22 protein-coding genes are annotated in these 20844 nt (G+C 59.5%); 10 read left to right on the top strand and 12 right to left on the bottom strand.

Annotation, left to right across the window (positions count from 1 at the left end; translation table 11 throughout):
• Positions 1 to 350 precede the first annotated feature (350 nt).
• Positions 351 to 602, bottom strand: coding sequence for a hypothetical protein (locus tag D8B20_RS08665; protein ID WP_145888492.1), 252 nt, complete (start codon positions 600 to 602; stop codon positions 351 to 353).
• Between the two features lie 167 nt (positions 603 to 769).
• Positions 770 to 2023, bottom strand: coding sequence for a multidrug efflux MFS transporter YnfM/SxtP(Kp) (gene ynfM / locus D8B20_RS08660; RefSeq protein ID WP_145888491.1), 1254 nt, complete (start codon positions 2021 to 2023; stop codon positions 770 to 772).
• A 94-nt stretch (positions 2024 to 2117) separates the two neighbouring features.
• On the opposite strand from ynfM, the gene D8B20_RS08655 reads away from it, so the two are divergent.
• The 5 genes from D8B20_RS08655 (at position 2118) to D8B20_RS08640 (ending at position 6722) form a co-directional block, all read left to right on the top strand.
• Entirely contained in the window at positions 2118 to 3014 is an 897-nt protein-coding gene (locus D8B20_RS08655) for a LysR family transcriptional regulator (RefSeq protein ID WP_145888490.1), read from the top strand.
• 135 nt (positions 3015 to 3149) lie between these two features.
• On the top strand, positions 3150 to 4367 hold the full coding sequence (gene mlc / locus D8B20_RS08650) for a sugar metabolism global transcriptional regulator Mlc (RefSeq protein ID WP_145888489.1): 1218 nt from the start codon (positions 3150 to 3152) through the stop codon (positions 4365 to 4367).
• Positions 4368 to 4472: 105 nt separating this feature from the next.
• The gene (bioD, locus tag D8B20_RS08645; protein ID WP_145888488.1) at positions 4473 to 5159 is read left to right on the top strand and encodes a dethiobiotin synthase; all 687 of its coding nucleotides are present in this window, start codon (positions 4473 to 4475) and stop codon (positions 5157 to 5159) included.
• A complete protein-coding gene (locus D8B20_RS21585; protein ID WP_186454416.1) occupies positions 5156 to 5314 on the top strand; it encodes a hypothetical protein in 159 nt (52 codons plus the stop codon). The genes bioD and D8B20_RS21585 overlap by 4 nt, the downstream gene beginning before the upstream one ends.
• 28 nt (positions 5315 to 5342) lie before the next feature.
• Complete coding sequence (locus tag D8B20_RS08640) at positions 5343 to 6722, top strand: nucleobase:cation symporter-2 family protein (RefSeq protein WP_145888487.1); 1380 nt, start codon at positions 5343 to 5345, stop codon at positions 6720 to 6722.
• A gap of 187 nt (positions 6723 to 6909) precedes the next feature.
• Here the strand turns inward: D8B20_RS08640 and osmV are convergent, their stop codons facing one another.
• From osmV to D8B20_RS08620, 4 genes are read right to left on the bottom strand one after another with little or no spacing between them, the layout of a single operon-like run.
• The gene (osmV, locus tag D8B20_RS08635) at positions 6910 to 8046 is read right to left on the bottom strand and encodes an osmoprotectant ABC transporter ATP-binding protein OsmV (RefSeq protein ID WP_145888486.1); all 1137 of its coding nucleotides are present in this window, start codon (positions 8044 to 8046) and stop codon (positions 6910 to 6912) included.
• Complete coding sequence (gene osmW, locus D8B20_RS08630) at positions 8046 to 8693, bottom strand: osmoprotectant ABC transporter permease OsmW (RefSeq protein WP_145888484.1); 648 nt, start codon at positions 8691 to 8693, stop codon at positions 8046 to 8048. The genes osmV and osmW overlap by 1 nt, the downstream gene beginning before the upstream one ends.
• Positions 8694 to 8702: 9 nt before the next feature.
• The gene (locus D8B20_RS08625; protein ID WP_186454434.1) at positions 8703 to 9608 is read right to left on the bottom strand and encodes a glycine betaine ABC transporter substrate-binding protein; all 906 of its coding nucleotides are present in this window, start codon (positions 9606 to 9608) and stop codon (positions 8703 to 8705) included.
• A gap of 39 nt (positions 9609 to 9647) precedes the next feature.
• Positions 9648 to 10361 (bottom strand): ABC transporter permease, encoded by a 714-nt coding sequence (locus D8B20_RS08620; RefSeq protein WP_145888481.1) that lies wholly within the window; start codon positions 10359 to 10361, stop codon positions 9648 to 9650.
• Between the two features lie 382 nt (positions 10362 to 10743).
• Here D8B20_RS08620 and D8B20_RS08615 point away from each other — a divergent pair, with 382 nt between their 5' ends.
• Entirely contained in the window at positions 10744 to 12204 is a 1461-nt protein-coding gene (locus D8B20_RS08615; protein ID WP_145888479.1) for an MDR family MFS transporter, read from the top strand.
• A 31-nt stretch (positions 12205 to 12235) separates the two neighbouring features.
• Here the strand turns inward: D8B20_RS08615 and D8B20_RS08610 are convergent, their stop codons facing one another.
• Together D8B20_RS08610 and D8B20_RS08605 are read right to left on the bottom strand one after the other, a co-directional pair.
• Positions 12236 to 12532: a DUF1161 domain-containing protein gene (locus D8B20_RS08610; RefSeq protein WP_145890501.1), complete on the bottom strand. Its 297-nt coding sequence runs from the start codon at positions 12530 to 12532 to the stop codon at positions 12236 to 12238.
• Positions 12533 to 12583: 51 nt separating this feature from the next.
• The gene (locus D8B20_RS08605) at positions 12584 to 12919 is read right to left on the bottom strand and encodes a DUF1283 family protein (RefSeq protein ID WP_145888478.1); all 336 of its coding nucleotides are present in this window, start codon (positions 12917 to 12919) and stop codon (positions 12584 to 12586) included.
• A gap of 129 nt (positions 12920 to 13048) precedes the next feature.
• On the opposite strand from D8B20_RS08605, the gene D8B20_RS08600 reads away from it, so the two are divergent.
• Positions 13049 to 13378, top strand: coding sequence for a YnfA family protein (locus tag D8B20_RS08600; RefSeq protein ID WP_186454415.1), 330 nt, complete (start codon positions 13049 to 13051; stop codon positions 13376 to 13378).
• Between the two features lie 52 nt (positions 13379 to 13430).
• Here D8B20_RS08600 and ydfG read toward each other — a convergent pair whose 3' ends face one another.
• Positions 13431 to 14177 carry a bifunctional NADP-dependent 3-hydroxy acid dehydrogenase/3-hydroxypropionate dehydrogenase YdfG gene (gene ydfG / locus D8B20_RS08595; protein ID WP_145888477.1) on the bottom strand — a complete coding sequence of 249 codons (747 nt, stop codon included), beginning with the start codon at positions 14175 to 14177 and terminating at the stop codon, positions 13431 to 13433.
• Between the two features lie 349 nt (positions 14178 to 14526).
• Between ydfG and guaD the strand changes: the two genes are divergently transcribed.
• Positions 14527 to 15879 carry a guanine deaminase gene (guaD, locus tag D8B20_RS08590; protein ID WP_145888476.1) on the top strand — a complete coding sequence of 451 codons (1353 nt, stop codon included), beginning with the start codon at positions 14527 to 14529 and terminating at the stop codon, positions 15877 to 15879.
• Between the two features lie 50 nt (positions 15880 to 15929).
• Positions 15930 to 17981 (top strand): peptidyl-dipeptidase Dcp, encoded by a 2052-nt coding sequence (gene dcp, locus D8B20_RS08585; RefSeq protein WP_145888475.1) that lies wholly within the window; start codon positions 15930 to 15932, stop codon positions 17979 to 17981.
• Positions 17982 to 18005: 24 nt separating this feature from the next.
• On the opposite strand, the gene hpxO is transcribed toward dcp, so the two are convergent.
• The gene (gene hpxO / locus D8B20_RS08580) at positions 18006 to 19163 is read right to left on the bottom strand and encodes an FAD-dependent urate hydroxylase HpxO (protein WP_145888474.1); all 1158 of its coding nucleotides are present in this window, start codon (positions 19161 to 19163) and stop codon (positions 18006 to 18008) included.
• A 240-nt stretch (positions 19164 to 19403) separates the two neighbouring features.
• Between hpxO and D8B20_RS08575 the strand changes: the two genes are divergently transcribed.
• The gene (locus tag D8B20_RS08575; RefSeq protein WP_145888473.1) at positions 19404 to 19643 is read left to right on the top strand and encodes a hypothetical protein; all 240 of its coding nucleotides are present in this window, start codon (positions 19404 to 19406) and stop codon (positions 19641 to 19643) included.
• A 136-nt stretch (positions 19644 to 19779) separates the two neighbouring features.
• Here the strand turns inward: D8B20_RS08575 and D8B20_RS08570 are convergent, their stop codons facing one another.
• A complete protein-coding gene (locus tag D8B20_RS08570; RefSeq protein WP_145888472.1) occupies positions 19780 to 20292 on the bottom strand; it encodes an RES family NAD+ phosphorylase in 513 nt (170 codons plus the stop codon).
• Entirely contained in the window at positions 20292 to 20774 is a 483-nt protein-coding gene (locus D8B20_RS08565) for an Xre family toxin-antitoxin system antitoxin (protein WP_145888471.1), read from the bottom strand. Before D8B20_RS08565 ends, D8B20_RS08570 begins: the two co-directional genes overlap by 1 nt.
• Between the last annotated feature and the right edge of the window lie 70 nt (positions 20775 to 20844).

The following is a 20844-nucleotide window of genomic DNA, read 5'->3' as shown; positions in this document are numbered from 1 at the left end:
TGTGGAGCATTAATGAGCGGATGGAAACCTTTCACCGGGATTTCAGACGGAATATTTTTTCGCAGCGTGAAGGCTGCGTAATGTGCTGACGGGTATCGCTATTTTAGCCGGCCCCGGTGACGGTGATGCTGGCTAAAGAGAGCGCGGCAGGGCGCAGAGAGTATGCGCGGGGAAGAGCGATCTTTTGTGCAAGGCCGGCTGCGGCCGGACAGCAATCGCAGAGATTCTACCATGGCAGAGGCGATCCAGTGAAAACTGAGTCGCACGTTTCTGTTATAGAGAAATGGCGCAACGCGGCTAATAAAACCGGCCTGACGGTAACGCCAGCGGTCAGGCCAGGATTATCAGAGTCAGGCCATATGTTTCAGGGCCACGCTATTGTGCAGGCTCAGGTTTTTTTTTACCGCCACCGGACAACAATGTTCACAGCCCAGCGCACCCGGATAAAATTTTCGCGCCTGCTGGATGGCGGCGGCGGGCGCATAAAAGGTCCCGAGAAAACGCCGTGCGCTGTCCTGAGGCAGGAACGGGCAGCCTTTGGCATGCACCACATGATTGTCGTTATAGCCGGCGTGCTTATCGACGTAGTAAAAGCGTTCCATCTGACCACCTCATTGCTGTGAAAAATAAAGTCTACATATTGTTGGAATAAAACGAATTATAGCGACTTATGGTCGTTTTGTTTTAACCGGCACTGAGTAAATAGCGGATTTTACGGGAAAAGCGGAGCGGCGGGGCCGGACTGGCCCCGCTAAACAGATGAGGAGTATTACAGTTTCCGGCCCTGCAAACGCAGGCCGGTCAGCAGCGCCAGCACCAGCAATACGCTGATAAACACCGTGACGCCCGGCCAGCCATACTGGTGCCAGAACACGCCGCCGAAGGTGCCGGCCACGCTGGAGCCGAGGTAGTAGCTGAACAGATACAGCGATGACGCCTGGCCTTTCGCGCGCCGCGCGCGCGGGCCAATCCAGCCGCTGGCCACCGAATGCGCCGCAAAGAAGCCGGCGGTAAACAGCATCATGCCAGGCAGAATAATCCACAGCGAGCTGAACACCGTCAGCAGCAGTCCGCTCAGCATGACTGCCGTGGCGGCAATCATCACCGGGCCGCGCCCGTAGCGGCTGGTCATCGCTCCGGCTTTGGGCGAACTCCATGAACCAGTGAGATACACTACCGACAGCAAGCCCACAACCGCCTGGCTCAGCGACCAGGGCGCACTCAGCAGCCGGTAACCGATGTAGTTGAACAGGGTGACAAACGCCCCCATCAGCAGAAAACCTTCGGCAAACAGCAGCGGCAGGCCTTTGTCACGCCAGTGCAGACGGAAGTTCAGCAGCAGGCTGCGCGGGCGCAGCGAAGCCGGACGGAAATGGCGCGACGCCGGCAGAATTTTCCAGAACATCAGCGCGCCCGCCAGCGCACAGGCACCGATCACGCCGATCGCTATCCGCCATGAGAAGAAATCGGTCAGTACGCCGCTCAGCAGTCGTCCGCTCATGCCACCAATCGAATTGCCGCTGATATACAGCCCCATTGAGAACGCAACCACCCGGGGATGCATCTCTTCACTCAGATAGGTCATGCCGACTGCCGCCACGCCGCTGAGGGATAACCCGGTCAGCGCGCGCATCAGCAGAATGCCGTGCCAGCTGCTCATGGTGGCGGATACCAGCGTGCACAGTGCGGCAAGCGTCAGCGATGTCACCATCACCGATTTACGGCCAATGGCATCCGAAAGCGGGCCGGTAAACAGCAGACCCAGCGCCATCAGGGCGGTGGAAAGGGAGAGCGACACGCTGCTTTCCGCAGGGGATACGCCAAACTGCTGTGACAGCACCGGCAGGATCGGCTGTACGCAGTAAAGCAGGGCGAAGGTGGCCAGTCCGGCCGAGAACAGTGCCAGCGTCACGCGGAAAAAGCGCGGCGATCCGCGTTCAATCCAGGCTGAATCCGGCACTGCAGGCTGGCGGGTGGAGAGATCGTCGTTATGCAGTGTCACTGCGGATGAAGGGCGACTCACGTCATTTCCTCAGTCGGGTAAGCGTCCTGTCACTGTAGGAAAAGCATATTAGGTTGTACAATATATTAATAATCTCAAATAAGACCTTTTGCCTATGAATATTGAGCTGCGCCATTTGCGCTATTTTGTCGCCGTCGCGGAAGAGCTGCATTTTGGCCGCGCCGCGCAGCGGCTGCATATTTCCCAGCCGCCGCTCAGCCAGCAGATTCAGCAGCTGGAGCAGGCGATGGCGGCCCGGCTGTTTAGCCGCACCAACCGCAGCGTGCAGCTGACGCCGGCCGGTGAGGCCTTTTTACAGGACGCGCGTGCCACGCTGCTACAGGTTGAGCAGGCGGTGCAGCGCGCTGCGCGCATTCATCACGGCCAGGAAGGGGAACTGCGGATTGGCTTTACGTCGTCCGCGCCTTTTACCGGCCTGATGTCCGATGCGCTGTATCAGTTCCGCCAGCGCTGGCCGGAAGTGCACATTCAGATGCAGGAAAACAATACGCGTCAGCAGTTGACCCCGCTGCATGAAGGGCGGCTGGATCTGGGTGTGATGCGTAATACACCGCTGCCTGCCGATTTACAGTACCGGCTGCTGCTGCGTGAGCCGTTAAGCGCGGTGGTTCACTGGGCCCACCCGCTGGCTGATGCGGAAACCCTCTCGGTTCAGGCGCTGGCCAGCGAGCCATTTGTCTTTTTTGATCCGCAGGGCGGCACCGCGCTGTACAGTGAAATCCTGGCGCTGCTGCACCGCTACCAGATTACCCCGTTTATTACCCAGGAAGTGGGCGAAGCGATGACCATTCTTGGCCTGGTGGCAACCGGACTTGGCGTATCCATTCTGCCGGCCTCGTTCCGGCGCGCCCGGCTGGCTGATGTGGTGTGGCTGCCGCTGCAGGAGAAGGACGCCACCTCGGAAGTGTGGCTGGTGTGGTCGGCGCAGCGCGAGCCCACGGCGCAGATGCGCAACATGATGGATTTACTGCTGCGCGGTGCGGAAAAATAAACCAGCCACGCGCGATACCCCGGCACTTTATGTGCGATAAATCACATTTCTAATCAAATATTTGACGCTGCCGGCCAAACTGCATCACCATAGCTGCTGTTTATTTAGAAGCGCGAAAATAACCGGGAGCAGGGCGTGAATCTGGACAGTCAGCCTGGCCACATTGACCAAATTAAACAGACCAACGCAGGTGTGGTTTACCGACTGATTGACCATTACGGCCCGATTTCGCGTATTGAGCTTTCTAAACGTGCCCAGCTGGCGCCAGCCAGTATCACCAAAATTGTGCGTGAAATGCTGGATGCGCATCTGGTGCAGGAAACAGAGTTTCAGGAGCCCGGCAGCCGCGGACGCCCCGCCATTGGTTTGATCCTCGACACCGTTGCCTGGCACTATCTGGCGGTGCGTATTCAACCGGGCTTTATCACACTAACGCTGCGCGATCTCAGCAGCCGTACGCTGCAGGAAGATCGCCTGCCGCTGGCCGCCAGCGCGGCGATGCCGCTGCTGACGCGGCTGCAGGAGCTGGTCGACGCCTTCTTTATCCGTCATCAGCACCTGCTGGAGCGCCTGACGGCCATTGCCATTACCCTGCCGGGCCTGATCAATGCCGCTTCAGGCGTGGTGCACCGTATGCCCGGCTACGACGTGCAGGAGATGCCGCTGGGGGAAACCCTGTCAGCGCGCAGCGGGCTGCCGGTGTTTGTGCAGCACGACATTTCTGCCTGGACGCTGGCGGAGTCGCTGTTTGGTGCCTCACGCGGCGCGCAGGATGTGATTCAGATCGTGATAGATGAAACCGTCGGTGCCGGCGTGATCAGCGGTGGCCAGCTGCTGCATAAAAGCGGGCGCGCGCTGGTGGAAATCGGCCATACGCAAATCGATCCTTACGGCCAGCAGTGCTACTGCGGCAACCATGGCTGTCTGGAAACGGTGGCCAGCACCGGCAGCCTGCTGCAGCTGGCGGCACAGCGCCTGCCTGCGCAGCCCGAGAGCCGGCTGCATCAGCAGGCGCTGACGCTGGAAAGCCTGTGTCAGGCCGCTCTGCAGGGCGATCGTCTGGCGCATGATGTGATTGCCGGAGTCGGTCACCATATCGGCCGTATGCTGGCGATGATGGTCAATATCTTTAATCCGCAACAAATCCTTATTGGCTCGCCACTCAATCTGGCGGCAGACGTGCTGTTTCCCGCCGTGAGCAGCACCATCCGGCAGCAGGCGCTGCCCGCCTACAGTGAAGCCATTCAGCTGGCACCGGCCGCTTTTAACGATCCTGGTACGCTGGGCGCGGCGGCGCTGATCAAAGATGCGATGTACAGCGGCCATCTGCTGGTGAAACTGCTGCAGGGATAAGCCGATCCCGCCTGAAGTTTGCGCTAACGCAAGCCGCGCACTCCCACCTTTCCTTACACTGCCTTCTTCGCAGGTTACGCATCGCTCAAACGAAGGAGGAAAGAGGTGAAAACGCTTTTTATCACCGGAACCGACACTGCGGTGGGTAAGACCGTGGTTTCCCGTGCACTGCTGCAGTGCTTTGCCCGGGCGAATCTGTGCGCAGCCGGTTATAAACCGGTGGCGCGCAGTGCACAGCAGACGCCAGAAGGTTTACGTAATAAAGACGCGCTGTTGCTGCAGCAGGCCTCTGGCCTCAGTCTGGCCTACAGCGCCGTGAATCCCGTACTGCTGACGGAGCAGGAAAGGGCGACCCGGCCGGCAGAGCCGGTGAATTTTTCCTTGCTGAGTCGCGGCCTGGCGGATTTGCAACAGCGCGCCGATCGCGTCGTGGTCGAGGGCACCGGCGGCTGGCGCAGCCTGCTGAACCACCTGCACCCGCTTTCTGGCTGGGTGCAGCAGGAGCAGCTGCCGGTCATTCTGGTGGCCGGGATCAAGGAGGGCTGCATCAGTCATGCGCTGCTGACCGCAGAAGCGATCGCCCGGGACGGTTTGCCCTTAGCTGGCTGGGTGGCAAACCGCATCAATCCGGGGCTGGCACATTATGCGCAGATCATCGACGTGCTGCGCGAAAAGCTTGGCGCACCGCTGCTGGGTGAGCTGCCTTACCTGCCGCGCGCAGAGCAGCGCGACCTCAGTGATTATCTGGATATCAGCGCGCTGCACAGCGAGAGTGCAAAACCCGCCGCATGATGAAACAACGGGGCGCAAATCGCCGCTGGCTGAATCCGGCGTTTCAGGCCCGGTCACCGGCGATCGTCTCCGAACAGGCCTTTATATTCAACCAATTAGCTACAGAACAACGGTTTTTCTGCGCTCTGGCGCGTTTCCTGCATCAGTCCGGCTAATGAATCCCCCGAAAGCCGGAGCATCGCTATGTCACATCCACAGGAAAAAGGTTTGTTATACGGGCTGGACGACCGCATTGGTCCGGCCCCGGCATTTTTCGCCGCGTTGCAACACGTGCTGGCCAGCGTCGTTGGCATCATTACGCCGCCGCTGATTATCGGCTCCGTGCTGGGGCTGCAGGCGTATATTCCCTATCTGATCAGTATGTCGCTGCTGGTCTCCGGCCTTGGAACCTTTCTGCAGGCGCGTCGCGTGCTGGGGATCGGCGCGGGCATGATTTGTCTGCAGGGCACCAGCTTTGCTTTTCTCGGCGTTATCCTCTCCGGCGGGCTGATGGTCAAAGCGCAGGGCGGTTCTCCCGAAGAGATGCTTGCCATGATCTTTGGCTGCAATCTGGTGGCGGCGCTGATCCCGATGCTGATCAGCCGCTGTATTGCGCCGCTGCGCAAAGTGCTGACGCCAGTGGTCACCGGCACGGTAATCACCCTGATTGGCATCAGCCTGATTAAAGTCAGCATCACTGACTGGGCCGGCGGTCATCACGCCGCAGATTTTGGCGCGCCGGGCAATCTGGCGTTGGGCGCGCTGACATTGCTGGTGATTATTGTGCTGAACCGCGCGCACAACCGCTGGATGCGACTGGTGGCGGTGGTGGCCGGCATTGGCGTGGGCTGTATCGCCGCGGCGCTGACCGGGCATCTGCCCCTGAAGCCCATGGCGGACGCCCACTGGCTGGTGCTGCCCACCTTTTTGCGTTTTGGCTTTAACTTTGACTGGACACTGTTTGTTCCGGTGGCGCTGGTGTCCGTGATCTGCGTGATTGAAGCAGTAGGAGATTTAACCGCCAACTGCCTGATATCACGCCAGCCGCTGACGGGTGAAGGCTTTCAGCGTCGTCTGCAGGGCGGCATTCTTGCCGATGGCATCAGCTGTTTGCTGGCAGCGCTGTTTTCCGCTTTTCCCAATACCACCTTTGCGCAAAACAACGGCGTGATTCAGATGACCGGCGTTGCCAGCCGGTATGTTGGCATGGTGATTGGCGTCATGCTGGTACTGCTGGGGATTTTCCCGGTGATTGGTGATCTGCTGCAGCAAATTCCGCCGCCGGTGCTGGGGGGCGCGACGCTGGTCATGTTCGGCAGCGTGGTGGCCGCCGGCATTCGCGTTATGACGCAATCCCCGCTGGGACGCCGTGAAATGCTGATTGTCGCGGTGTCATTTGGTATCGGACTGGGGGTAGAAGCGGTGCCGGATGTGCTGAAGCAGTTCCCGCCGCTGGTAAGTCATCTTTTCGGACACGCGGTGACCACCGGCGGCATTCTGGCCATGCTGTTGAATGTGGTGCTGCCGTCAGAGCTGCCCCAGCCGGTTACCCTCAATGCGGCAGAAAAATCGCCGGATGCCTGAGGCGCAGAATCGTGCGGCGGGCATCACCCGCACAGCGCGGCCCATCCGCGCCCGCCAGACAGGAGTGTGACAGCGCCAGCGCCGTGGCTGGCGCCGGCTCTGTGACGCAGACTGCGGAACGCGGTGTGGCCTTAGAGGCCCACTTTTCCGCTGGCCTGCGGCGCCCGGTTACGATGATGGCGTGCCTTCAGGGATTGAGTCGCCGGCGCGTCCGGCCAGAGCTCAGGTAGTCCGCAATATAATCCTGAGAAATCTCCCCGCTATAACGGCCTTCCTCATCCACAATCGGCATCCAGACGGTGTTGTGCTCATAAAGTTTTGAGAGCACCACGCGCAGGTTCTCCTCCGCTTTGCCGGTCACCCTGAAGGTGTGCAGAATCTCTTCACAGCGGCCGGTGGCACCGCGCGCTTCGCGACGTTTTACAAAGCCCAGCGGCCGGCCATCATCATCCACCACTGTAATAGAGCGCATATCGTTGTCATCCATGGTGGCGAACGCCTGCGAGAGCGGCGTGCTGCGCTGCACGGTAATGGTGGGTTGCTGATCGGTAACGTCACCGGCCTGCACCAGCAGCAGGCGTTTTAGCGTGCGATCTTGGCCGACAAACGAACCGACAAACTCATTTGCCGGTCTTGCCAGCAGTTCATCCGGGCTGGCGCACTGCACGATTTTGCCCTGGCCAAACACCGCAATGCGATCGCCCAGCTTGAGCGCTTCATCAATATCGTGGCTGACCAGCATGACGGTTTTCTTCAGCTGGCGCTGCATCTCAAGGAACTCATTCTGAATCACTTCCCGGTTAATCGGGTCCACTGCGCCAAAGGGTTCATCCATCAGCAGCACCGGCGGATCTGCAGCCAGCGCGCGGATTACGCCGATACGCTGCTGCTGGCCGCCCGACATTTCGCGCGGATAGCGATGCAGAAATTTTGCCGGGTCCAGCGCCACCATACTCATCAGTTCTGTGGCGCGCTCGCGGCAGCGCTTTTTGTCCCAGCCCAGCATGCGCGGCACCACCGTGATGTTCTCTTCGATGGTCATATTGGGGAACAGGCCGATTTGCTGAATTACATAGCCGATGTTGCGGCGCAGCGTCACGGTATCCTGCCCGCTGGTGTCTTCACCATTGATCAGAATCTTTCCGCTGCTGGCCGGAATCAGGCGGTTAATCATCTTCAGGGTGGTGGTCTTGCCACAGCCGGACGGGCCGAGCAGGACGCAGATTTCTCCGGCGGGCACCTCCAGGCTAACGTTGTCCACCGCATTAAACGGCGTCCCGTTTTTCTGGATAAAGGTTTTCGTCAGGTTTTCCAGTTTTATCATTATCGAATCCCCTTAGGAGTCAGTGCTGACTGCAGACGGTGCAGCAGCCAGTCAAGAACAATAGCCAGCAGGCAGATCATCAGCGCGCCGGCAATCAGCATGCGTACATCGCTGCCGCTGATGCCGTCCAGCAGCTGCAGGCCAAGCCCGCCCGCGCCAATTACTGCGGCAATCGCCATTACGCCTACGTTCATCACCACGGCAGTGCGAATACCGCCAAAAATCACCGGCAGCGCCATGGGAATTTCCACCCAGCGCAAACGCTGCCAGAAGGTCATCCCAATACCGCGCCCGGCTTCACGCAAGCCGGGCGGCAGGTTTTCCAGCGCGGTGTGGGTATTGCGCACAATCGGCAGCAGCGAGTAAAGGAACACGGCGGTGATCGCCGGCAGGGCACCTATTCCCTGACCGATCAGCGAAAACAGGGGGATCATCAGACCAAACAGCGCAATGGTCGGTATGGTCAGCACGAGGGTGGCAATGCCCAGCACCGGCGTTGCCAGCCACTTAAAGCGCACAATTAAAATGCCCAGCGGCACGCCAGCGATAATCGCAAATCCGACCGCCACCAGCACCAGCCAGGTATGTTGCCACGTCAGGAGCAGCAGAGTGTGCCAGTTATTCATGATGTAATGCAGGGTATCCATTGCGCCTCCTTACAGCATGTTCCTGGATTGCAGAAAGTCACGCGCGACCTGCTGCGGTGACTGATGGTCAATATCCACGCGCTTATTCATTTCCGTGATGACGTCATCGGTGATCAGCGCAGACAGCTGATTCAGCGCTGCTTCCAGCCCCGGATGGCTTTCCAGCACATCTTTACGCACCACAGGCGTGACGTTGTAACCTGGGAAGAAATGCTTATCATCTTCCAGCACTTTCAGATCAAAACCTTTCACCCGACCGTCAGTGGTATACACCAGGCCCGCATCGACAAAGCCGTCCCGCACCGCGTTGTACACCAGTCCCGGGTCCATCTGCCGGATTTGCGGCCGATCAAGCGGCATGTTGTAGACCTGCTGCAGCGGCCTGAGGCCATCGGAACGGCCGGCGAACTCCAGATCCAGTCCAAGCCGCCAGTTGTGGTCTGGATCCTGTTTGCGCACCGCCTCCAGCTTTGCGACCAGCTGCGACAGCGTTGAAATGCCTTCTTTGTCTGCCCGCGCCCGCTGCATGGCAAAGGCGTAGGTGTTGTTCATCGGCGCCGGCTTCAGCCAGATCAGGCCCAGCTTTGCATCCAGGGTTTTTACCGTTTCATACGCCTGTTCAGAGGTGAGGGGTTTATTGATGTGGTTAAAGATTATCAGCGAGGTACCGGTATACTCCCAGGTCATATCGATCTGTTTGTTGATCATGGCATTGCGGCTGATGGTGGTGGCGATATTGGTTTTCGGGACCACCTGAAAACCCTGCTTTTGCAGCCACAAAACCGTAAGCGCCGATAAAATGTGCTGCTCGGTAAAACTCTTGGTGGACATGACGATCGGCGACGCAGCGGCGGCGCTTTGTGTGAGGATGAGGGTGGCGCTCAGCGCCAGCACCGTCTGTTTTATCCGGAGCATAAGCCGGTTGATGTTCAGCATAAGGTCAGCCTCCCTGTGTTAAGCCGTGTGCGGGCTGAGAAAACGTCCCAGTGCTGCCAGCAGCATATCCAGAATCAGGGCGAACAGGGCGGTGGCCGCTGCGCCGAGAATCAGCGTCGGGAAGTCATTAAGGTAGATACCGGGGAAAATCAGCTCACCATAGCTGCTGGCCCCAATCAGGAACGCCAGCGGGGCGGTGCCGACGTTAATGGCGGTGGCGATGCGCACGCCGGCCAGTATCACAGGCAGGGCATTCGGGATTTCCACCCGGCGCAGACGCTGCAGTCGGGTCATGCCGATACCGTTGGCGGCTTCGATCAGCGACGGCGGCACCGCGCTTAAACCGGCATAGGTATTGCGCACAATCGGCAACAGCGAGGCGAGGAAGAGGGCAATCAGCGCCGGCCGGTCGCCAATGCCGACCACGACCATCGCCAGCGCCAGCACGGCCAGCGGAGGCAAAGTATTGCCGACATTAAAGATTTGCATAACGTACTCTGCCCAGCGCCGGGCAAAAGGGCGACTGAGGATAATCCCGCTGGGAATGCCGACCAGCAGAGCAAACAGCATGGACCAGAACACCAGAAACAGATGCTGCTGACCCAGGTAAAGCAGATCCACCCGGCGGGCGCGCAGGGTATCCAGCCCTAATCCCCAGACCAGCAAGGCAATCACCACGGCTATCGCCAGCAGTGCCAGTGCGGCACGACGGGCAAGCGATGCATTGTGCATAGCGTGCGTCTCCCTGATAAAAAATTTTCATGCGTCAACCGGCGTCATTCGCAGCCGCGGGCGGCGTTTCACTCAGGATACGCACGAAAATCCGCCAGGCTGACAAAGTGCAGGTAAAATGACTGTTTAGCGAAGCTTTACCGGCGCTTAATCAGAAAGCGCCTGCAACAGCTATAGCAATGCTTTCCAGTAATAGCCAGTTTTTACGGCAAAATCAGAGGGATAGAAAAAGGGTAAAACGAAGCGAAACCCGCATGAGAAAAGGGATGCCGCGACAATGAAAAAAATTTATCGAAATAGGTGACAACGTCACAAAGATGCGCACACAGAACACCCTCACCGGGCACATTTTCAGCTAGCCTTGAGGAAAAAAGGGAGACGTATGACAGAGAGCGCAGCATTACACACGGAGCACCGTCACTGGGTATTGATCGCCTGCATGCTGGCCATGTTTATGGCGGCGATTGAAGTCACCATTGTCGCGACGGCAATGCCCACCATCATTGCTGACCTGGGCGGATTTGCGCAGTTTGGCTGGGTGTTCTCAATTTATCTGTTAACACAGGCGGTGAGCGTACCGCTGTACGGTCGTCTGGCAGATATCTGGGGGCGTAAACGCCTTTTCTTAATCGGCATCTCGCTGTTTCTTACCGGCTCAGTGCTGTGCGGCTTTGCCCACACCATGACGTGGCTGATCCTGTTCCGCGCTTTTCAGGGGCTGGGAGCGGGGGCGATTATGCCGCTCAGCACCACCATCGTGGCGGACATCTATTCGCCACGCGAGCGCGCCGGCGTGCAGGGCTGGCTCTCCAGCGTCTGGGGCGTGGCGGCGGTGATCGGGCCGCTGAGCGGTGCCTGGCTGGTGCAGCACTTCTCCTGGTCGGTCATTTTCTGGGTGAATCTGCCGGTCGGCCTGCTGTCGATGCTGCTGCTGGCGCGCTTTCTGCCGGTGCGCACGGCATCGCAGGGCGCCAGACTTAACCTCACCGGCAGCTGCTGGCTGATGATCTGCGTCACTGCGCTGCTGGTGGCGCTGTTACAGGCGGAAGCGCTGGGCTACTGGCTGCTGCCGTTCCTGCTGCTGGCGCTGGTTGCCGGCTGGCGCCTCAAACAGCATGAACAGCGCGCCGCCGCACCGCTGTTCCCGCTGGCGCTGTGGCGCAGCCGGCTAATCGTGGCTGGCAACGCCGGTAATCTGATCATCGGGGCCACCATGATGGGCATCAGCGCTTTTTTGCCGACGTGGATTCAGGGCATTACCGGCGGTTCAGCGCTGCAGGCGGGCAGTGCGCTGGCGATGATGTCCATCGGCTGGCCGCTGGCCAGCACACTGAGCGGACGGCTGATGCTGGTCACATCGTACCGTTTTACCGCCCAGCTGGGGGCCTTGCTGCTGATTGCCGGCAGCGCGCTGTTGCTGTTACTGCGGGCGGAGAGTTCAGTTATTCAGGCAGGGGTCACGGCGTTTGTGATTGGGACCGGTATGGGCATGACCAGCACCACGTTTCTGGTTTCCGTGCAGAATCATGCGCATTATGAAATACGCGGCATCTGCACCGCGTCGATCATGTTCAGCCGGATGATTGGCTCAGCCGTGGGCACGGCCGTTATGGGCGCGGTACTGAATCTGAACCTGGCACTGCGTCTGCCGCAGGCCAGCGATCCGATGCAGAAAATCATGTCGCCGGAGACGCGCCAGGCACTGCCGGCGGAACAGCTGCATCACTGGACCGGACAGATCGCCGCGTCGCTGCACTGGGTTTTTGTGGTGGCGATGCTGATTGCGCTTCTGACGTTATGGATTGCCTGGCTGATGCCGCGTCAGCGGCCGGAAGCGGAATAAAAACAGGGCGGCTCGCGCGCCGCCCTGGGGGTTACTGTGCCGGGCCGTCCTGGGAACTGCCGGCACTGTCCGGCACGTTGCTGTCAGCATCGCGGCCGTTTTTCTTATACACAATTTTCTGCGAATCATTTTCACAGTGGCCGACCACCTGGCCACCCGCCTGATCGGCCTGGTCGTTGGGGACAATATCCAGTGAAAAATCGGATTCCGCCACGCCGTTGCTGATAATTTTTTTGCTGATGTCTGCGCGCACGCTTTCACAGGAAGCCTGTGCCAGCACTGGCAGCGTCAGCGCGGTAATAAACAGAGCTGCAATACGTTTTTTCATCATTCACTCCCTTGTGCGGATGCCAGTAAAAACTATAGCAGTCTTCGCTGATTACGGTGCCAGCGGACGTCCGGTGCGGCGATCGAGGCAGCGCAGGGTATTCGGCTCCCAGTAGGCGTTCACGTTGTAACTCTTTTCACAGGCGTCGCGGGTGTCAAAAGCGCGGTCCGCTTTATCGAACTCTTTCTCCACGCGCGTGTTGACTTTATGGCGCAGGTTACGGGTATCGTTCCACTGCTCCTTGCTCTGGCGCGCGTCTTCGTTGCTGGCAGCATTGTTACCATCCTCAATGATCAGACGGTCGGTTTTGGCGGCGGCGAACGGCGCGGCCAGCAGCACGCTGGTGCTCAGCACGGTCGCCAGCAGGGCGGATAACAGTTTCTTCATCATCATTTCCTTTGGTTTTCTCCGGCACAGCGCGGATAGCGGCTGTAACTGCACAGGGCAAAAGTATATCATCGCCGCTTCTTTGCTCACCAGCGGTGAGCCGCTTGTTTACGTAACAGAGAGTTTTTTATGCTGGTGAAGACCGCCATCCTGTTTTTTCTCACGGCCCTGGCCGAAATCACCGGTTGTTTTCTGCCGTGGCTATGGCTGAAAAAGGGCATGAGCGCGTGGCTGCTGCTGCCGGCGGCGGCCAGCCTGGCGCTGTTTGTCTGGTTGCTGACGCTGCACCCGGCAGCCAGCGGACGGGTGTATGCGGCGTACGGCGGTGTTTATGTGCTGACCGCGCTGATCTGGCTGCGCGTGGTGGAGGGTGTCAGGCTGAACGTATGGGACTGGACCGGGGCGCTGGTGGCCTTCTGTGGCATGTTAATCATGGTGGCGGGCTGGGGCAAAGCCTGAGCAAACCGGCGCGGGCGTCTCCCTGCAGGAGAGAGACGCCGCCAGAAATGACTTAACCTTTGTGGACTTTCAGACCGGCAGTGGTCTGACTCACCGGCATCATCTCCAGCGTATTGATGTTGACGTGGGCAGGCAGCGTCGTCACCCAGTACACCGCTTCAGTAACATCCTCTGCCGTCAGCGCCGTGGTACCTTCATACACCGCATCGGCACGGCCGTCATCGCCTTTAAAACGCACGTTGGAAAATTCCGTGCCGCCGACCAGGCCAGGCTCAATGTCCGTCACGCGCAGCGCGGTGCCGTGCAGATCGGTGCGCAGGTTAAGGCTGAACTGGCGCACAAAGGCTTTGGTGGCACCGTAGACATTGCCACCGGCATAGGGCCAGGTTCCGGCAATCGAACCGATATTGACGATATGGCCGGTATTGCGCGCTACCATCGCCGGCAGCACGGCGCGCGTCATATACACCAGGCCCTTGTTATTGGTATCGATCATGTTTTCCCAGTCTTCGACGCTGGCTTTGTGCGCAGGCTCAACCCCCAGCGCCAGGCCGGCGTTATTGACCAGCACGTCAATATCGCGCCATTCAGCCGGCAGCGCGGCAATGGCCTCTTCAATGGCGGCGCGGTTGCGCACGTCCAGCTGCAGGGTATAGAGATTGTCGCCCAGCTCCTCTTTCAGCGCCTGAAGCCGTTCCGCCCGTCGGCCGGTAGCAATCACCTTGTGACCTGTAGCAATAAAGCGGCGGGTGATACTTTGACCAAAACCGGCAGTGGCGCCGGTAACAAAAATAATCATCTCACTGTTCCTTATATGATTTCAGGTGCTCTGCGTCACACCTTAGCACTAACCCCGGCGCGCTGCTCGTGAATTGCGGCGCGGCGCGGCACCCGGTTTTTACTGCACCATTGAAGGGCGGCACTGCACCATCCCGGGGCCAGCTTCCGGCTGCAAAACGGCGCACCGTGGCCGCTTGTTAAATCGCAACCGATTGCCAGCCAACGCAACCGGTTGCCTGCGCGATAAGTGCGCAATCGGGGTGCGTGGTATTAACTTTATGAATTTAAAGGCTATATTTCTAACTGTGTGCTGGCACAAGCTTTGCAGAACAGTCTGAAATCCGATCGCGACACATTTAAGGAGCATTATGTCTGACGCATCGCTGACACATCTGCGCGCCAGCTTTTTTGATTTTACCGGGCTGGCACAGCAGCCGGAGGAGGTGGCGTCGCGGGCGCGCTATCTGCAGGATGGCGTACTGACGCTGCGCGCCGGCAACATTGTCAGTCTGGAAGCCTGGACGGAACAGCACAGCCAGGCCGGTGAGATGATCGATCTGCGCGGCAAGCTGATTGTACCGGGCTTTGTGGATACGCATATTCACTATCCGCAGACAGAAATGATTGGTGCCTGGGGCGAACAACTGCTGCAGTGGCTGAATCAGTACACTTTTCCGGTGGAAGGCCAGTACCATTGCGCTGAACATGCCGCGCAGATGTCGGCGTTCTTCCTGCAACAGCTGCTTGCAAACGGCACCACCACTGCCCTGGTGTTTGGCACCGTCCATCCGCAATCGGTGGAGGCGTTGTTCACCGCCGCCGGGCAGCTGGCGATGCGCCTGATTGCGGGCAAAGTGATGATGGATCGCAACGCGCCGGATTACCTGCTCGAATCGCCGCAGCAAAGTTACCAGCAAACGCGCGAGCTGATTACCCGCTGGCACGGGCGCGGCCGGCTCGGCTATGCGCTGACGCCGCGCTTTGCGCCCACCTCGTCACCGGCGCTGCTGGAGCAGGTCCGCCAGCTGCATGAGGAGTTTCCGGACACCTGGGTGCACACGCATCTGAGTGAAAACCCGGATGAGGTGGCGTGGGTCAAACAGCTGTTCCCGCAGCATGAAGGCTATCTGGATGTTTATCATCATTATCAGCTGACCGGCCGTCGCAGCGTCTTTGCCCACTGCCTGCATCTGGAAGACGCAGAGTGGCAATGTCTGCATGACACCGACTCCTCGATTGCCTTTTGTCCAACCTCTAATCTGTTCCTCGGCAGCGGCTTGTTCAACCTGCAGCGCAGCTGGCGGCAGAGGGTGCGTATCGGTATCGGCACCGATGTTGGCGCCGGCACGACCTTCAATCTGCTGCAGACGCTGGGCGAGGCTTACAAAGTGGCCCAGCTGCAGCAGTACCGGCTCAGCGCCGCTGAGGCGTTTTATCACGCCACGCTCGGCGGCGCGCATGCGCTGGATCTGGACGATCACATCGGGAATTTTATGCCCGGTAAAGAGGCCGATTTTGTGGTGCTCGACCCGGCCGTCTCGCCGCTGCAGACGCTGCGCAATGCGAACTGCAACGATATCTGGGAGCAGCTGTTTGTGCTGATGACGCTGGGTGACGATCGCAACATTTATCAGACCTGGGTTAACGGCAAACCGGTGTGGCAGCAGACTTCATCGCCGCACAGCGGGAGTTGTTGCCAGCCGGTGAAGCTGCCAGGATAAAAGCACTCCGCCGCCTCTCTGCGCGGCGCTGCCGATCATCAGGAGCGAAAATGCATTCACGTGTTAATCCGTTTTTCACCGTCAGTCCGCTGCCGTATCAGGCTCCGCCGTTTGACCAGATTGGGGAGGAGGATTACCTGCCCGCGCTGGAAGCCGGGATTGAGGAGAAGCGTCAGGAGGTGGCCGCTATTGCCCGCAATCCTGAACCGGCCACCTTCGCCAATACTTATGAGGCGCTGGAGCGCAGCGGCCAGCTGCTTACGCGTGTCAGTCACGTTTTTAACGCCATGACCTCGGCCAATACCAGCGCGCGGCTGCAGGAAATTGAGGAGATCATTACGCCGAAACTCGCGGCGCTGAATGACGAAATTCATCTGAACAGTCAGCTGTTTGCCCGACTGGACAGCGTCTACCAGCAGCGCGGTTCACAGTGTCCGGATGCGGAAGCCATGCGGCTGGTGGAGGTGACCTGGCAGGCTTTTCAGCTGGCCGGTGCCAGCCTGAGCGAGGAAGAGAAAACCCGGCTGCGCGCCTGCAATCAGGAGCTGGCCAGCCTTGGCACGCGCTTTGGTAATAAGCTGCTCGCCGCCACCCAGGCCGGAGCCTATGTAGTCAGCAGTGCCGCGGCGCTGGAGGGGCTGAGCGAAGAGGCGCTGGCGCACGCCAGAGCGGCCGCCGAAGCGCGTGGACTGCGCGATCAGTGGCTGATTCCGTTGCAAAACACCACGCAGCAGCCTGCGCTGCAGTCGCTGGCGGTGCGGGCTACGCGTGAAGCGTTATTTCATCAGGCGCTGACGCGCAGCGAGCAGGGCGATGACAATGACACCCGGGCGATCGTGGCGCGTATGGCGCAGTTGCGTGCTGAGCAGGCGGCACTGCTGGGGTTTACCAGCTATGCCGAATGGAGCCTGCAGGATCAAATGGCGAAAACGCCTGAGGCCGCCTTTGGCTTTATGCGCAATATCGTGCCGGCCGCACGTCAGCGGGCGGAACGCGAAGCCGCCGATATTCAGCAGGTGATCGATCAGCAGCAACACCGTTTCCCGCTGCGGGCCTGGGACTGGAATTTCTACGCCGCGGAAGTACGCAAAGCGCGTTACGCCCTGGATGAAAATCTGATCCGCCCCTATTTTGAACTGAATAACGTGCTGGAGAAGGGCGTATTCCGGACGGCCAGCCAGCTGTTTGGCATCCGCTTTGTTCAGCGTCACGACCTGCCGGTCTACCATCCGGACGTCGGCGTCTATGAAATTTTTGACGCCGACGACACCCCGCTGGCGCTGTTCTACACCGATTTCTTCAAGCGTGATAACAAAAGCGGCGGAGCGTGGATGAGCAATTTTGTCGATCAGTCCACGCTGCTTGAGACGAAGCCGGTGATTTACAACGTCTGCAATTACACGAAACCCCAGCCGGGCCAGCCCGCCTTGCTGAGCTGGGATGAAGTGATCACGCTGTTCCATGAATTTGGTCATACGCTGCACGGTCTGTTTGCCACTCAGCGCTATGCCGGGCTCTCGGGTACGGCCACGCCGCGCGATTTTGTTGAGTTTCCGTCGCAGCTTAATGAGCACTGGGCCAGCCACGAGGCGGTATTCACGCATTACGCACGGCATTATCAGACCGGGGAGCCGATGCCCGCAGCACTGCGGGAAAAAATGGTGCGCGCCGCGCAGTTCAATAAAGGTTATGACATGACGGAACTGCTGGCGGCGGCGCTGCTGGACCTGCAGTGGCACTCGCTGACGCCGCACGATCGTTTACAGGACGTGGCGCACTTTGAGCAACAGGCGCTGGCAGCAGAGAACCTTGCACTGGAAAGCGTACCGCCGCGCTACCGTTCCAGCTACTTCCGGCATATCTGGGGTGGCGGATACGCCGCGGGTTATTACGCGTATATCTGGACGCAAATGCTGGCGGATGATGGCTTCCAGGCCTTTATTGAGCGCGGTGGCCTGACGCGCGAGAATGGCCAGCAGTTCCGTGAGCAGATTCTGTCACGCGGTAACAGCAGCGATCTGCAAAATCTGTGGCTGACGTGGCGCGGCAGGGCGCCGGATATCGGCCCGATGCTGAAAAACCGCGGCCTCACCGACGCCTGACTGACCGCCTGGCGGGGCGGGCTCTCAGCCCAGCGGCCCGCCTTCAATGGTGTCACACATGCCGGCCAGCACCCGCTCGCCGGTTTCATTGCGTAAATCCGCATACCAGGCGGCCGTCACGGCGGCGTCCCTGGCATGCGTGACATCGCAGCGCTTACGCGCCTTCAGCACCAGATCGCGCGTGCGTTCAACGCGGCGCGCCTGATAGCGCAGCAGCGCGTCTTCGATTCCCAGCGAGTGCGTGGCCAGCGTCTGTGCCAGCACCACGGCATCCTCCATGGCGGCGCAGCCGCCCTGACCAATGTCCGGGGTAGTGCTGTGCGCCGCATCGCCCAGCAGCGCCACGCGTCCGCGCACAAAGCGGCTGAAGGGTTCAATATCGTGAATTTCAACGCGGTTGATGGTGCTGGCATCCAGGCTCTCAATCAGGCGCTGTACCGGCGCGGCCCAGTCGCGAAAATAGCTTTTCAAATCCTGTTTAGCCGAGGCGCGATCCTGCGCCAGCCCTTTGGGCAGCGGCACATCAAAGAAATAGTAAAAGCGCTGGCCGCTGACCGGCATCAGTGACACCCGTTTGCCTTCGCCGACAAAGGTGGTCCACTGATCGGCGGGTGCGATGCTTTCATCAAGGGTGACCAGCCCGTTCCAGTTAACGTAACCGGCATAGCGTCGCTCACGCTTTTCCCCGGTGACCCAGGCGCGCAAAACTGAATGGGTGCCATCGGCGGCCACGAGGAAATCACCTGATTCCTGCGTGCCGTCATCAAACCAGGCGGTGACGCCGCGGGCGTGCTGTTCAACGTGCGTCACGCGTTTGCCAAAACGGATACGCGGGCGGCCATAGGTATCAATCAGCATGGCCTGCAGCTCCGCGCGCGCGACCGGAGAGGGATATTCGCCGACCTGCTGCACCAGCGGCAGCAGGCTGAAGCGGGTGAGCGGCGTGCCGCTGTGCGCATCGTGATATGCCATATAAGCCATGTTGCCGCTCAGCGCGCGCAGCTGCGCCTTCATGCCGAGCGCATTCAGGCATTTTACGCCGTTGGGCCACACCGAAATCGCGGCACCGACCGGCTTCATCTCTTTCACTGCTTCAAATACCGCGGTATCAATGCCCACCTGCTCCAGCGCAATGGCGGCCGTCATGCCGCCTATACCCGCTCCGATTACAATCGCTTTCATCGCCGTCTCCTTTTCTGTACCTGTCGGTTATTGCAACTTTTGTACCAGAAGCAAAATAACGGTGATTGTGGTGATATGTTTTTATAATCATAGAGTTATGCGGATGATGCTCACCCCCTCTGCACCGCACCAGCGCAGCGCGCTGCACCGTGACGGCGCATTGCGCGAATCAATGGTTTCAGCGTGGCAAACCGCACGCCAGCAGTCATACTCACTACATACCCGAAAGAGGAACAGATCATGAAGTGGACAATAGCGTTACTGATGCTGTGCAGCCTGGGCACGGCGGCACAGCCGCAATGGCAGCCGGCACAGCGCACACAGCTGCCGCAGTTCACGCCGGCAGCGTCGAAATGCGATCTTTCTGCCTGTCAGCAGAACTGTTATGTGCAGCAGTCGCAGTGCAAAAACAACGGCGATGCGGGCTGCGGTTCGCTGGGGCAAATGTGCGTACAAAACTGCAGCAGCCAGTGTCGTTAGGCAACCGCACCGGAGATAACCGGCTGCCAGCGTGATTTCCCGCTCAGGTGATGGTCTGCTGAGCGGGCAAGGGCCGGAAACCGGCTGCCACCGGAAAGCCGCAGACCACGCCAGCGCGCCGCGAACGGGAGCAGATTTAGCCCGGGTTATCTTCTTTGATGCGGTGGTCGATGGCGAAAGGTGCCGGGGTGGCCTGCGCGAGAATGGCGGCAGCGGCGGGGTGGTCAGGGTTGAGCAGGGCGTTATCCTCACCGGTCAGGATGCTGGGCACGGTCATGAGTAGCGGGAAGTTGTTTTCAAGGTTCAGGAAGGCCGCGCCGATGGCCTGCGTCTCTTCCTGCTGCTGATACTTTTCCCAGCCTGCGGGAAGTTTGCTGCTGTCCAGGGCGATGATTTCGCTTTCGGGAACAAATACGCTAAAAATCACAAAGCGGCTCTGCTGCAGCAAAGCCTTACCGGCATGCACCACCAGTTCCAGCGTGGCCAGCGCCCGGGAGCTGCTGAGGTAAACCGCTTTGGTCCCTGGCGGGTTCCAGCGGCCACCCCATTTTTCTGCCCCGGCGCCGCTGAAGGCCTGACTGGCCCAGGTCTCTTTGACCAGGCGATAAAACACCCGGCCGGGTTCGGCGGACTCCTTCCGGCGTGCCATCAGACGATCACGCCCTGTTCCAGCCGGCCAATCAGCGTTAATACGGCGTCACAGCCGGCCGGGGTGCTGAGCATGCTGAGGGGCTGCACATCATCCAGCGCCAGGGCGGGCTGATTCATCCACTGCATTGCCGCCTGCGCATCACCGGAAAACAGGTTAATTGCGGCATCCAGCACTTCGAATACCTGATAAATGCGCGCACCCTGTTCCACTGACAGGTGCGTACCGGCTTTTTCCCGACGGCGGTAGGTGTTACGGTCAATCGAGACCATCTGCGCGATGTCGATGGGTGAGGCCTGCAGTACGCTGGCCGCGCGCTCCACGATGCCGACATCAATCCCTTCCGTAATCAGTTTATGCGCCTTCAGGCGGTTTTTGGGTAACCCCATCTGATCCATGAAGGAGCGGGTACTGCGCGGAATCAGTGAAGGGTCAAAAACGCGCGCGCGCTGCGCACGGGGTGCAGATGATGTCAGGGTCATAAACGCCTCTCGCTTCTGTTCATTTGAACAAATTTATCGTTCAAGTGTACATCAGCGGCGCGCGCTTGTC

It is taken from the genome of Candidatus Pantoea soli (genome assembly GCF_007833795.1).
Classification (GTDB): Bacteria; Pseudomonadota; Gammaproteobacteria; order Enterobacterales; family Enterobacteriaceae; genus Pantoea; species Pantoea soli.
The sequence above is the reverse complement of the archived record's forward strand: the minus strand, read 5'-3'. Positions and strand labels throughout refer to the sequence as shown.

What these genes read in the sequence shown, in the direction of transcription:
- D8B20_RS08665 (WP_145888492.1), bottom strand. Translation starts at nt 602, where the DNA reads ATGGAACGCTTTTACTACGTCGATAAGCACGCCGGCTATAACGACAAT.
- D8B20_RS08655 (WP_145888490.1), top strand. Translation starts at nt 2,118, where the DNA reads ATGAATATTGAGCTGCGCCATTTGCGCTATTTTGTCGCCGTCGCGGAA.
- D8B20_RS21585 (WP_186454416.1), top strand. Translation starts at nt 5,156, where the DNA reads ATGATGAAACAACGGGGCGCAAATCGCCGCTGGCTGAATCCGGCGTTT.
- D8B20_RS08640 (WP_145888487.1), top strand. Translation starts at nt 5,343, where the DNA reads ATGTCACATCCACAGGAAAAAGGTTTGTTATACGGGCTGGACGACCGC.
- osmV (WP_145888486.1), bottom strand. Translation starts at nt 8,046, where the DNA reads ATGATAAAACTGGAAAACCTGACGAAAACCTTTATCCAGAAAAACGGG.
- osmW (WP_145888484.1), bottom strand. Translation starts at nt 8,693, where the DNA reads ATGGATACCCTGCATTACATCATGAATAACTGGCACACTCTGCTGCTC.
- D8B20_RS08625 (WP_186454434.1), bottom strand. Translation starts at nt 9,608, where the DNA reads ATGCTCCGGATAAAACAGACGGTGCTGGCGCTGAGCGCCACCCTCATC.
- D8B20_RS08620 (WP_145888481.1), bottom strand. Translation starts at nt 10,361, where the DNA reads ATGCACAATGCATCGCTTGCCCGTCGTGCCGCACTGGCACTGCTGGCG.
- D8B20_RS08615 (WP_145888479.1), top strand. Translation starts at nt 10,744, where the DNA reads ATGACAGAGAGCGCAGCATTACACACGGAGCACCGTCACTGGGTATTG.
- D8B20_RS08610 (WP_145890501.1), bottom strand. Translation starts at nt 12,532, where the DNA reads ATGAAAAAACGTATTGCAGCTCTGTTTATTACCGCGCTGACGCTGCCA.
- D8B20_RS08605 (WP_145888478.1), bottom strand. Translation starts at nt 12,919, where the DNA reads ATGAAGAAACTGTTATCCGCCCTGCTGGCGACCGTGCTGAGCACCAGC.
- D8B20_RS08600 (WP_186454415.1), top strand. Translation starts at nt 13,049, where the DNA reads ATGCTGGTGAAGACCGCCATCCTGTTTTTTCTCACGGCCCTGGCCGAA.
- ydfG (WP_145888477.1), bottom strand. Translation starts at nt 14,177, where the DNA reads ATGATTATTTTTGTTACCGGCGCCACTGCCGGTTTTGGTCAAAGTATC.
- guaD (WP_145888476.1), top strand. Translation starts at nt 14,527, where the DNA reads ATGTCTGACGCATCGCTGACACATCTGCGCGCCAGCTTTTTTGATTTT.
- dcp (WP_145888475.1), top strand. Translation starts at nt 15,930, where the DNA reads ATGCATTCACGTGTTAATCCGTTTTTCACCGTCAGTCCGCTGCCGTAT.
- hpxO (WP_145888474.1), bottom strand. Translation starts at nt 19,163, where the DNA reads ATGAAAGCGATTGTAATCGGAGCGGGTATAGGCGGCATGACGGCCGCC.
- D8B20_RS08575 (WP_145888473.1), top strand. Translation starts at nt 19,404, where the DNA reads ATGAAGTGGACAATAGCGTTACTGATGCTGTGCAGCCTGGGCACGGCG.
- D8B20_RS08570 (WP_145888472.1), bottom strand. Translation starts at nt 20,292, where the DNA reads ATGGCACGCCGGAAGGAGTCCGCCGAACCCGGCCGGGTGTTTTATCGC.
- D8B20_RS08565 (WP_145888471.1), bottom strand. Translation starts at nt 20,774, where the DNA reads ATGACCCTGACATCATCTGCACCCCGTGCGCAGCGCGCGCGCGTTTTT.